11 protein-coding genes are annotated in these 11,519 nt (G+C 45.3%); 3 read left to right on the forward strand and 8 right to left on the reverse strand.

Annotation, left to right across the window (positions count from 1 at the left end; all coding sequences use genetic code 11):
• Positions 1 to 8: 8 nt before the first annotated feature.
• The gene (locus tag S1OALGB6SA_RS01110; protein ID WP_371686020.1) at positions 9 to 179 is read right to left on the reverse strand and encodes a hypothetical protein; all 171 of its coding nucleotides are present in this window, start codon (positions 177 to 179) and stop codon (positions 9 to 11) included.
• Positions 180 to 352: 173 nt separating this feature from the next.
• On the opposite strand from S1OALGB6SA_RS01110, the gene S1OALGB6SA_RS01115 reads away from it, so the two are divergent.
• Both S1OALGB6SA_RS01115 and S1OALGB6SA_RS01120 read left to right on the forward strand, forming a co-directional pair.
• Positions 353 to 2,515: a SpoIIE family protein phosphatase gene (locus S1OALGB6SA_RS01115; protein WP_195910228.1), complete on the forward strand. Its 2,163-nt coding sequence runs from the start codon at positions 353 to 355 to the stop codon at positions 2,513 to 2,515.
• Positions 2,512 to 4,563: a SpoIIE family protein phosphatase gene (locus tag S1OALGB6SA_RS01120; RefSeq protein WP_124032272.1), complete on the forward strand. Its 2,052-nt coding sequence runs from the start codon at positions 2,512 to 2,514 to the stop codon at positions 4,561 to 4,563. The genes S1OALGB6SA_RS01115 and S1OALGB6SA_RS01120 overlap by 4 nt, the downstream gene beginning before the upstream one ends.
• Positions 4,564 to 4,651: 88 nt before the next feature.
• Here S1OALGB6SA_RS01120 and S1OALGB6SA_RS01125 read toward each other — a convergent pair whose 3' ends face one another.
• From S1OALGB6SA_RS01125 to S1OALGB6SA_RS01150, 6 genes are read right to left on the reverse strand one after another with little or no spacing between them, the layout of a single operon-like run.
• Positions 4,652 to 5,104 carry a hypothetical protein gene (locus S1OALGB6SA_RS01125; protein ID WP_124032273.1) on the reverse strand — a complete coding sequence of 151 codons (453 nt, stop codon included), beginning with the start codon at positions 5,102 to 5,104 and terminating at the stop codon, positions 4,652 to 4,654.
• A gap of 12 nt (positions 5,105 to 5,116) precedes the next feature.
• Positions 5,117 to 6,232, reverse strand: a complete 1,116-nt coding sequence (locus S1OALGB6SA_RS01130) for an NADH:ubiquinone reductase (Na(+)-transporting) subunit F (RefSeq protein WP_195910229.1) — start codon at positions 6,230 to 6,232, stop codon at positions 5,117 to 5,119.
• 11 nt (positions 6,233 to 6,243) lie between these two features.
• Complete coding sequence (locus tag S1OALGB6SA_RS01135) at positions 6,244 to 6,837, reverse strand: NADH:ubiquinone reductase (Na(+)-transporting) subunit E (RefSeq protein ID WP_124032274.1); 594 nt, start codon at positions 6,835 to 6,837, stop codon at positions 6,244 to 6,246.
• Positions 6,838 to 7,446, reverse strand: coding sequence for an NADH:ubiquinone reductase (Na(+)-transporting) subunit D (locus S1OALGB6SA_RS01140; protein WP_195910230.1), 609 nt, complete (start codon positions 7,444 to 7,446; stop codon positions 6,838 to 6,840).
• Positions 7,443 to 8,042, reverse strand: coding sequence for an FMN-binding protein (locus S1OALGB6SA_RS01145; RefSeq protein ID WP_124032275.1), 600 nt, complete (start codon positions 8,040 to 8,042; stop codon positions 7,443 to 7,445). Before S1OALGB6SA_RS01145 ends, S1OALGB6SA_RS01140 begins: the two co-directional genes overlap by 4 nt.
• Positions 8,039 to 9,001 (reverse strand): RnfABCDGE type electron transport complex subunit D, encoded by a 963-nt coding sequence (locus tag S1OALGB6SA_RS01150; RefSeq protein WP_124032276.1) that lies wholly within the window; start codon positions 8,999 to 9,001, stop codon positions 8,039 to 8,041. The genes S1OALGB6SA_RS01145 and S1OALGB6SA_RS01150 overlap by 4 nt, the downstream gene beginning before the upstream one ends.
• 486 nt (positions 9,002 to 9,487) lie before the next feature.
• Between S1OALGB6SA_RS01150 and S1OALGB6SA_RS01155 the strand changes: the two genes are divergently transcribed.
• Positions 9,488 to 10,192 (forward strand): hypothetical protein, encoded by a 705-nt coding sequence (locus S1OALGB6SA_RS01155; protein WP_124032277.1) that lies wholly within the window; start codon positions 9,488 to 9,490, stop codon positions 10,190 to 10,192.
• Positions 10,193 to 10,465: 273 nt separating this feature from the next.
• Here S1OALGB6SA_RS01155 and mglC read toward each other — a convergent pair whose 3' ends face one another.
• Positions 10,466 to 11,518 (reverse strand): galactose/methyl galactoside ABC transporter permease MglC, encoded by a 1,053-nt coding sequence (gene mglC / locus S1OALGB6SA_RS01160; RefSeq protein ID WP_052080135.1) that lies wholly within the window; start codon positions 11,516 to 11,518, stop codon positions 10,466 to 10,468.
• Position 11,519: the final 1 nt, after the last annotated feature.

The raw sequence follows: 11,519 nt of genomic DNA on the forward strand, positions 1-11,519 counted from the left end.
GAATATCTTCAACTTCCTCGCCTTCGTCCTTCCTCATCAAACCAGTATCGACATAGCCATACCCGCTCAGCTCCAAGGGCCTTCAAAAGCAACGCCGCCACAACTGTCGAATCAACTCCACCCGAAATAAGCAAAAGCACATCCTCATCTCCCACTTCCTCCTGCAGCTTCAGGCACATAAGTGACAAGATTTGATTGACTGTTCTTCAATTGACAGGCAAAATTGACTTGCAGTTGTCGGATTGGAAAAATGAGTTTCCATTCCTTAAAACAGCGATCGAAACTTAACAGCAAAACGTAGATGCGATTGTCAAGCAATTGCATATCAGGCGGAAAAATTGGAGTCTATAACTTGAAAATTAGATCTCAACTTGTATTGATTGAAGCTGGTCTTAGCCTGGCACTTCTTCTCTCTGTTCTTTTCTCGATATTTTTACTTTCGAACTATATCAGGTACGAAGATGTAAAGATTAAAACAGAAACCGTGCGGAACACCGCCATACGTTCAAGATACTACTTTCTTGAGATGCTTGTGAGCGTCGATCCGGTACAGTCCATAATTTCAGATTATGAATCGCTTGAAGAACAATTGTCTCAAGATATCGCCGAACTCATCAAGGGTTATTCAACCAGGTTTGCACCGGATATTCGAAACGATTACCAGAAGATAGAAGACAGTTGGGAAAATATTCGCGAATTGATAAGCACTGACGATATCTCATCTCTTCTAAGTATTCGAAATGAAGCAAACGGCGATATCGAATCACTCCTCTCCATGCAAGCCAGAATCCAGGTATTAGAACAAGGAGAGAACAGTTTTGCAGAAAGACTTGAAGATACAATCGAAAAAATAGTTTCATATGAAAACACCTTCACATTTTTTGCGAGATCGATTCAGAGTACTTTAACCACCTTTTCTCAGATTATTGACAGTTACAGAATCAACTTGCTCATGTATGCGATTGCGATTCCCGTGATGATGCTGCTAATCTCTATTGGTGGCAGCACACTGTTCGGCACAAAACTGCGCAAAAAACTGACTGTCCTGAACAACGCACTTAACAGTGTTATTCGCGGGGATTTTTCGGTTAGAGTAGAGATGGAGGGGCATGACGAATTTACCGACCTGGGAGGGAGCGTCAATGCATTTGCCAAAACCTTGGGAGATAAGCTGGAAAGCTTTCGCCTCATCATGCATGACACTGGCAGCGCTCTGGGAACTAATCCCGAAACCGCTCAGATTGAATCAACCCAGCAGATTGAATCCACCCTGCTGAATTTAGCCATGAGGGAAGCCACTGCCAACGGAGCGGCTATCTACAAGTTTGGAGATGATACTCAAAAATTGTTTCTATCGGTTATGGAGGGAGAATTTCGGCCTCCCTTTGCAGTATCAGATCTTCCGGATTCCCTCCCGGAGGAAGATATCCAAACTCTGTTAAAATCGCAGACAATACGCATTGACGACGATACAATAATTGGCAAATCGGCAATCAGCGGCAATCCGATTATGATAAGAAACATTGGAGCGAAAGACGGAATCGACTGGAAACGATCGGAAGACAATCCACTTTATCTATCATCGACAATAGTTATCCCGCTTAAGGTAGGCTCAACTGTTATTGGAGTGTTAATCGTTACTTCCAATATCTCTGATAATCTGTTCACCGACTTAGAATACACAAACTTACAATCCTTCGCCGAGATTGCCGCCATCTCTCTTGAAAACATTTATAAGTATTCAGAACTCTTAGAGTCTGTACAGCTTGAACGCGATATAGGCATTGCCGAAGAAATTCAACGAAATCTCTTACCTCAAAAGATGCCAAAACTCAACGGAGCAAGTGTCGCCTACCTATCGCGCAATATGAAAGGTCTCCATGGTGACTATTTTGACATATATCCTATAGGCAACGGAAAGGTGATGCTTACTATCTGCGAAATTGTTGGCAGAGGTATAGCGACGAGCCTGGTGATGGTAATGATTCGAACTTTGTTAAGGATTGCGGCCAGTCCAGAGGCCGATGCGCTTTCGATTATAGATAAACTCAATCAGGATATGACTCAACAGATTTTAACTGAAAATTTTGCCAGTATCGGGATATTCCTAGTAGATTCCGATGGCAGATTCACCTATTCATCGGCCGCTCATGATTCGGCAGTAATTCTTAGATCGGCTACAAAGGGAACTGAAATACTCCGCACTGAAGGAATCCCACTTGGCATCGATAAGGATGCGAAGTTTCAGCAGACAGTCGGAAAGCTCAGCAGCAAAGACCTAGTGTTTTTTCATAGTGATGGCATTCCTGAATCACGTGATAAAAATGGCAACGAGTTCGGAATCGAAAAACTACTGGATATTGTGAAGAAGCAATCAGAAAGCAGTCCTGCGCAAATGATAGATGCTATACGAACCGAGCTGGAGAACTTCGAACAGGATACTCAACAACAAGACGATCAAACAGCGATAATCTTCAGGTTTGAAGGCAAGAAGATGACAGGTAATGCCGCATGAACATTAGAACTAAAATCACCCTTGTGCATTCCCTTATCATATTCGGATTCCTGAGTTCAATGGCTTTTATTGTGTTGCGTTTCAATAACATGCACAGCTTGAAAACTTTAGAATTAGAGAGCGTCAATGCGTTAACGGAACTCAAGGCGCTTGAATTGAAAACTATTCTATTTAGCAAACGAAATCAAACCTTGAGTCTGTTATTAGAGGATTGGATTGATTCCATCAGGCTTTTCGATTATTTTTACACCAAGATGCTGAATAATCCTGCTCATAAACTCCTCGGCAAAGGTGAAAGCATTACAAGGGATGAGTTGGTTAGTGAATGGGACTTCATCAAGAATCATGAGCTCAATCCCTTGATTGGAGAATTGGAGATCGCTTTTGATTTATCAGGAGAAATACGAAATCTGGTTGGCAGAACTACTATAAATATTTCACGTGAATTAATTGCGGAAGAATTCGGTTCCGATTCCACAATGTACCTGGCACTGTCAGAAATTGAAAATAATCTTGCTCGACAAAGGGAACTATTGAACTTGGATGTCCTTGCATCGGCTGAAGTATTCATCAGCGAGTTAAGATTGAAAATATCCGAGTATATGATATCCCTTCTGTATACGACAATTGCAATTGCACTGTTCTTCCAGATAGCGGGCAGTTTTTTTGCACTGCATCTCTCGCGAAATATCAGACGAAACGTAGCAAAGATGGGTGATACCCTCGGGGAAGTGGCCAGCGGCAATTTTGATACAAAGCTTGATATACATTCAGGTGATGAATTTGAGAACATTGCCCAGAATTTCAACCTTCTGACTCAGGAACTGTGGACTCGAATTGAATCAATGAAGGATATGATGCTTGAAGTCGGAAATGCTGTGGAACACGTGAATGCTGCTGAAGAAATGGAAGAATTAATGCTCCGGCTTGCAGTGAAAAACACTTACGCCGACGCAGGAATCTTCATGGGCATTGACAATGGTGAACTGTATCCGAAGCATACTCAGGGAAATTTCCCGCCACTCACATTGACTGAACACAGAATTCTCGATCCAGTCACTATCTCCGGCCATCCTTTTTTTATCCGTAAGAATGTGGAAGAGTTACCGGAAAATGCAGATTCGAATTCCCAATCATTTATCAGTTCAGCTATTTTCATCCCCCTTAGCTCAACCAAAACGATGGGTGTTCTTGCATTAGTTCATACCAAGGCAGGAAGTTTTTTTAACGATTTGGACTACGCCTACATGTGTTCTTATGGTGATTTCATTTCCCTCACCTTGGATAACCTGGATAGATATATTCAGCTGATGAATGCCCGCAAGGTTGAACGCGAAATTAGCCTGGCTGCTGGAATTCAGAAGTCATTGCTTCCTGAAAAAATGCCCGTATTACAGGGAGTTGAAATTGCAGCATTCAGCGATGCCGTCAAAGGCATTGGGGGCGATTTTTACGATGTTTTCGCTATAGGGGGAGGCAAGACAGCAATTATAATCTGCGATGTGGCCGGTAAGGGCGTCTCAGCCTCTCTTGTGATGGTAATGATTCGTACAATTATCAGATCAATCTCGTCTCCGGAAAAACGAGCGGACAGAATCATGATTGAACTGAATAGGACTATCTCGGGTAGTGTTGGAATTGATAAATTTGCTACTACCGCAATAATTATTCTGGATTCAAAGAACGGCATCGTTTCCTATTCAAACGCCGCCCATCTCCCACTATATATATTCCGTGGGAATATCAGAAGATATCGAGTCTTTGATACCAAGGGTCTTCCCCTTGGGATAGATGACAACGCTTCCTTCGGGCATAAGAAAATCAAGATAAACAAGAACGACTATTTGATTATGTTCACAGACGGACTTTCTGAAGTTCGAAGTAAGAAGGGTGCAGAGTTGGGCACGCCGGCATTGCTGAAGTTTGTTGCCCGACATGCCGACTCAAGTCCAAACGAGCTGGTGCAGCTTGTGAAGAGCCTTGTCAGCGAACACAGCGGCGGTCATGAGCATGACGATCAAACCTTCCTTGCCTTAAGAGTGGTTTAATCCTCAACTGTCGATGTTCTCATCTCAATTAGGATTCTTCCCGCTCACTCTGATGAATAAAGCCGTGTGCACGATGAGCTCGGCTCCGTCATAGCATTAGCAGATGAGCCAATATCTCCAGGTTGAGACGGAAAGTGGAGCCTTTACCTTCCAGAAAACCATGAGTTTCCAATAGATGAATTGAAAGATCGGTGAAGTATAGTTTATCTCCTGTATCTTTTCGCTCAACTGTCACATTGATTTTCCGAAATATGCCATCTTCCCAGGGGCATACTAAATGACCTCGGGCCTCGTCAGTTCTCACTATCCATCTGCCATCGACGGTTACCGGTTCACCAAGTCCCTTCTGGCCTTCCTCCATGAAATGCCTCAGCATCCTAGCAGCTTCATCGGGATTGACTTCCAAACGTCTCATCATCTGGGCGTCCTCATCCAGAATAGATGAGAGGTTGCGCTTGTCGGTACCTAGAAAACCTTCAGCAGTTATCACTCCAGGGTTCATATTCTCCTGAGCTTTTTTTAGTTCAGGCGTCATTTTCATATAAGGGCCTCGCTATGCGAATTTATCATAGTAGACGTTATCCTGAATAACTCCATTATCGTTCATAACCCGATTACACGCATCGATCATACCGGGACTTCCGCAAAGATAGCCTTCCAGCACCTTGCCCTCCGTTTCAATTGTCTCTTTCAAGTAGCGATCGAGCACATCAGTGATGAGTCCGGTTGGACCTTCCCATCCATCTCCCTCTTGTGGTTCGGAAAGGGCCGGTATGAAGTGATAGTCGGAAAGCTGTTTTTCAAGCTCCCTCATTTCATCTAAGTAGAACATATCTTTGGTGGTTCTAGCCCCGAAAAAATACCAAATCTCCCGATTCGTCTCATCTTTATCCAGCATGTCGTAAAACATCGATTTAAATGGTGCCATTCCTGACCCCCCGGCGATACAGAGCATAATAGCATCGCTTGCAGTCCTGCAGAAATCGCCAAAGGGACCAATCAGATCCAACTTCTGGCCAACTTCCAGATGCTGATGAACATATGTGGTGGCAATTCCGCCAGGCACGAGGCGTACAAGCAGTTCAATCTGATTTCTATTGGAGGGACTTGAAGACATGGAATACGCCCGCTGCGTGCTCTCCTTTATCTTATCGTAGGGTGGAATAACAAGCTGGACATACTTCCCTGCTTCGAAATCAATTGTGTCGTCCCCAAGTTCGAACAAAACCTCTTTGATGTCATAAGTAAGATCCTTGATGGCTGTTACTGTGGCACTAAACTGCTTTACATTGAATAAATCTTCGGGGATTTCGATTCCGATATTGGTCTTAACCTTAATCTGGCACGCCAACCGAATATTTTGCTTCAACTCTTCGGGAAGCAGATATGGAATTTCAGTAGGTAGATAAGGACCAATATCAGAGATAATCCTACACTTACACGCGCCACAGCTACCACGCCCGCCGCAGGCCGAAGGTAAATAGAGACCCTCGGTTGAAAGTGTAAGCAGAAGAGGAGAGCCGCCACGAACAGTCATCTCCTTTTTGCCTTCGTTGACATCAATAGTGACTTCGCCATAATTGTTTGCCACCATGTCCACAAGGGCAACAAGGGTTGCCATAATTCCTGCTATCCCGGCTACAGCAATTGGTGCAACTAGAAAATCCACTTCGAGACTCCTCAGCTGACGTTGAGCATTCCACTGAAACCAATAAAGGCCAGCGCCATAAACCCTATGGTAATTAGGGTTATTCCCGGTCCCTGCAGTCCGGCCGGCACAGGAGCACGTGCAATCTTCTTTTGAATGGCGGCAAGGGCGATAATTGCAAGCCACCAGCCAAGCCCTGAACCAAAACTGAAGGCAAGGGTTTGTAAAAGACCATAATTTCGAATTTGCATGAACAAAGCAACGCCCAGTATTGCACAATTCACGGTTATCAGGGGAAGAAAAATCCCCAAAGTCATGTAGAGTGCTGGGCTAACCCTGTCGATTATCATTTCCAGCATTTGCACCGTAGCCGCAATGACAATAATGAAGACTATGTATCGATACACCATTAAATTCAGCGGGATTAAAATGTAATGCATAACCGCCCAGTTGATTAAAGCAGTCAGTGTTAACACAACCGTTACAGCTAGCCCAAGACCATTGGCAGACTTCATATCCCTGCTTATAGAGATGAAAGAGCAAAGCCCGAGAAAATTTGTAAGCAGGATGTTGCCAGTGAAAATCGAAGCGAAGAGGAGTATCAGCGGATTTATCTGGGGAGTCACTTAAGTACTCTCCTTTCTAATCATAATTGTTTTTGCAACCCAAATAAGGGTGCCCAGTAGAAAAAACGCGCTTGGAGGCATCACCATGATTGTCCAGGTGGTGAACCCTGCACCAAGTATCTGGTAACCTAACAATGAGCCGGCACCGAGTAATTCTCGAATTATCGCTATTACCACGAGTACGGCCATGTATCCGGCGCCGCTTGTAAGTCCATCCCATAAAGCCATAATCGGCGGGTTTAACTGAGCAAACGCCTCAGCCCTGCCCATGATGATGCAGTTTGTAATTATAAGTCCGACATAGGGTCCAAGAGCCTTGGAAATCTCCGGCAAAAAGGCGCGTATCACTATATCAACCAGAATGACATAAAAAGCGATTATCAAGGTTTGAACAATCATTCTAACCTTACGGGGAATAAGCGATTTCAACACCGATACGGTAGTATTCGACAGGCCGGTTACAAACACTACTGCAAGAGTCATTATCAATGTGTTGACAAGATTGTTGGTAATCGCAAGTGTTGAACATATACCCAAAATTTGTATAAATATTGGATTGTTAGTCCAAAGGTTGCTTTTAAGTATCGCCGCGGGAGTTTCGCCGTTCACCGCGCCGTCTCCTTTCGCAATTGAGATATTTCGCTGTTAACAATTTTCTCTATTCTTGCGCTTGTAAGAGAGGCGCCCGTTATGCCATCGATTGAACCATTATCAGTATCGTAGTCCGGCTTACCTTCTCCCTTTGCCACAATGATTCCCTCAGGAGGAATGGTTTCGCCTCTAAACTGCTGAGTGAACCAGGACTCTTCAATTCTGCCTCCTAAACCGGGGGTTTCATTTTGGCTAATGATTTCAAAACCAATAATCTCTGAAACACTCTCATCTACAGCGATAACACCGCTTACCGTGCCCCACAAAGCCTGGCCACTAAAACGTTTAATCAGTATATCCCTACCTCCCACCTTTGTCCGGATTATCGACTCATCATCAACTTCGCCAAACTCAGCTGCGAACTTTGCAAGTTCTTCGGAAGGTTCGTCTTCCAGATACCCAACCGCGTTCAAAAATGCCCTGGTAGCAACTAATTTTTGATTTTGTGCGACTCTCTCGGCGGTGACACCATCGGCAAATGCAATAACAAAAACAAACGCAAAGGCGACAATGAACGTAAAAACTATCACATAGGGAAGAGATTCCTTGCTCATGCTGAAATCCCGGCTTTTTCTGCCTTTTCTGTCCTGGAGACTGCCTTATTCGCTTTTACACGGGCGGCCGGAAACCATTCATCCAATAGACTGGCAAAGGTGTTGCCGATAAGAATTCCGAAGCTGACTCCTTCGGGAAATAAAGAAAAGATCCTGATTATCGCCGAAACCCCGCCAATCAATATGCCGTATACCCATTGGGCTCCGGGCTTCTTTGGCGAAGTAACCGGATCTGTCGCCATAAATACCGCAACGAACAGTATGCTGCCCGAAAGTAAGGACTCTACGGGAGGAAATGGTGTCGAGCCGCCAACAGGAGAAACAGAAGCAAACCATAGAATCACAATAACAGCCGAAAAACTTGAAATAGTTGAGAGTGTAATCTTCCAGTTTGCGGTTCTCGTAAATATCAGATAAAAACCCGCGAGTACAATCAGTATAATGGCGCTCTCGCCAAGAGAGCCCATTCGGAAGCCAGTAACTAAATCGAAAATTTCCAAAGCTTCGCTCTCTCTCATGTTCATTAGCGGCGTTGCGGCAGTGGCCGAATCCACGGGAACTCTCAACCAGGAAACCCAAGGCATTCCAGGTTTCCACGGGGAAAGAAAGCTTCGCTGCATACCCTGGGGAAAGGCAACGTAGACAAAGAGCCTGCCAGCGATAGCGGGATTGAAAATATTTCGGCCAAATCCGCCGAATATGCACTTGCCAAATCCAACACCAAAGACAATACCAATTGCAGAAATCCATAGAGGGACCGCAGGTGGCATCGAAAGGGCATAGAGCGCACAGGTTACGAGTATCGCTTCACTAACTTTCTTACCCCTTGGTTTAACAAAGGCATATTCAGTGGCTATACCAAACAGGAAAACTGTAGCGCATATCGCTAAGCTTCTCCATCCATATAGCAAAAAGGAGAAAGTGAATATCGGAATAAGCGAATAAACCACTCTCCTCATAATTAGTTGCTTCTGAAACACTTGGATAAACCCCTTACCCGCGCAATCTTAAGAGCATGGAATCTCACTGCCCGTTCAATCTGCTCTCTCAAATTTAGTATACTGCCTGGAACTGATTTACTCAAGCTTCGGGGTTCATACTCCTTTAAAACTATTATGTGTCAAAGATTCAGGGAAAGCTGTTTCATGCCGGCCCTGTTTACAATTGCTTCTAGGATATCCAGCAAAATTAATCCGATAGGTAAACTCGGAATACTGTATTATACTTATTTGATATCCAGGAGTGTCAAAACGATGAAATCACTCGTGAAAACCTCGATGCTGGCCGGCATAAACCTCCTGCCTCTTCGATAGGTGGCACGGGTGGCACCAACCCTGTAGAAGCGGAACCTTCCGATTAGCCAAAACAGTGAGCCCCGTAAGTCACCGCTATGCTATGTTCTTCTGCCAGCTTGAGGGTGCGAATACTCCTGGGATTATCATTTCGTGGTGCTCCCTTCAAGTACGAGTGCCCCTGCCAATGCAAATGCGATTGATAACTTTGAGGGCTCCATCACCCTCCGGGTGAGTCCAGGCGAACGCGCCGGAATGATATTTCTTGAGGGCAATGTCAGCTTGGATAGTAATGGTTTGCCGATAAGTTCTCATTACGCCGGATACGGACAATTACAAGCTCTATGTCGCGGCCGCCGACGGCAGCGGCGAGGTTGTGTATCGGAGAGAGTGGCAACCAGCGATGGCTGCCCCGACGATGTGGTGGACTCCCCCTGGCGAGTCACCCGGAATGGAACTGCGGTGAGCAGAGTGTATGTCAGCGATAAGTACGGCTATCTCCCAATTGGAGAGTTCAACACGATTACCACCTTCCCTGTTGCAATCAAACAAAAATATGATAGTCCTTCCTACAGAGAAATATTTGCCGACAGCGCTGCAACACCTTCACACACCAACTATTTCAAGAAGTTTGGTTCTTACACCAATGCAGATAAGGATAATGAGTATGTTGTCTTTCGAAACACGCCCACTTATAATTTAAGCAAAATCAGTTCGCTGAGAGTAGCTTTGAACAGGGGCGGCGGCGACAGCGCCTGCTTGCACTATGGCCAGGATGGGGGGAATTTGTACATAGAGAATGGCGATGATGCAGGCGCCTTTACCTACCCCACAACTCCGACTATAGCGGCCGAATAAGCGGGCAGGGCCAAGGCAGCACGGAAAGGCTCAAGCAGGGTCTCCGGCGATTTTGCCGGCGCGCGAGACGGGCTCGGAAAAACGGCCTGGCAGCGAGGCCGAGCTCCAGTCTGTCAGCCAAAAAATCCGGAGCTGCCATGTCCACAGCTTTTGAGCAAAAAATCCGGGTAAAAAAGATTCAATTGAGATGGCAGCGGCAAGTCTATGCCCAGAACCTAAACATCAGGAAAGCTTAAGCACCGCATTTTTCCAGGCCATCAAGAAGCAGAGCCTCTACACCCTTCTTAAGTATTTCTTTGTATCAAGCGCGACAGCAACAACGATAATGACGCCCTTGATGATATACTGGTAGTATTGTTCCAATCCGACAAAAGTCATGCCGTATGAAATGATAGTAAACATCAGAACACCAGCAATTGCACCCGATACCTTTCCTATTCCTCCGCTAAATGAAATGCCGCCAACAACACATGCGGCAATTGCATCCAGCTCATAGCCAAAACCCGTGCTCGGATTGGCAGAACCGATTCGAGCCGCTTCCAGATATCCGCCGATGCCATAGAGTATGCCCGCCATAACATAAACCATAATGGTGGTACCCATAACGTTCACACCCGAAACCTTTGCGGCATCCGGGTTCCCGCCTACCGCATACATGTTCTTGCCAAAAACCGTTTTATTCCAAATCACCCAGATAACCAATGAAACAGTCGCCGCAATCAATACAAGATATGGTATACCGACACGAGTTCCACCCGCTGAGAATTCCACAAGTCTGCCAGTGGAGATGGCCGTGTAGAATCGGTCATGGCCGCCAATAGGTTGAGCACCGCCTGCCCCCATGTCAAAATAAATCTGAATCACACCATATAAGACAGTCATCATGCCCAGCGTGGCCAAAAAGGGATGAATTTTGAATTGGGCAACTACCCAGCCACTTATGGCGCTGAACAAAACCGTGCCAAAAATAGCGGCCAGCATTGGCAGCAACACGGGTACAGTTTCCAGATTCGGGTAAAAACGACCCGCATAATCCTGGCGTTGCAACAGGGATGCCGAAATCACTGCGGCCAAACCCACCATTCTACCCAAAGAAAGATCGGTACCCTGAAGGATAATGATTCCTGCAACTCCTAAGGCGAGGATCAACCGAACCGATGACTGCGTAAGTATGTTTTCCAGAACTCTAAGAGAAAGAAATCGGGGATCTAGAATGATGATCGTGAGAATGATCGCCAGAATTACCAGATAAATCGCATTCTGTACCAGAAGATCCATCCACTGTCTGCCAGTCATCGTTCTAAGCTTATGTGCGAATTTTGCCATC

The sequence above is a fragment of the Olavius algarvensis spirochete endosymbiont genome (assembly GCA_900608495.1).
GTDB lineage: Bacteria > Spirochaetota > Spirochaetia > DSM-2461 > DSM-2461 > UBA2779.

What these genes read in the sequence shown, in the direction of transcription:
- S1OALGB6SA_RS01110 (WP_371686020.1), bottom strand. Translation starts at nt 179, where the DNA reads ATGTGCCTGAAGCTGCAGGAGGAAGTGGGAGATGAGGATGTGCTTTTG.
- S1OALGB6SA_RS01120 (WP_124032272.1), top strand. Translation starts at nt 2,512, where the DNA reads ATGAACATTAGAACTAAAATCACCCTTGTGCATTCCCTTATCATATTC.
- S1OALGB6SA_RS01125 (WP_124032273.1), bottom strand. Translation starts at nt 5,104, where the DNA reads ATGAAAATGACGCCTGAACTAAAAAAAGCTCAGGAGAATATGAACCCT.
- S1OALGB6SA_RS01145 (WP_124032275.1), bottom strand. Translation starts at nt 8,042, where the DNA reads ATGAGCAAGGAATCTCTTCCCTATGTGATAGTTTTTACGTTCATTGTC.
- S1OALGB6SA_RS01150 (WP_124032276.1), bottom strand. Translation starts at nt 9,001, where the DNA reads ATGAGGAGAGTGGTTTATTCGCTTATTCCGATATTCACTTTCTCCTTT.
- mglC (WP_052080135.1), bottom strand. Translation starts at nt 11,518, where the DNA reads ATGGCAAAATTCGCACATAAGCTTAGAACGATGACTGGCAGACAGTGG.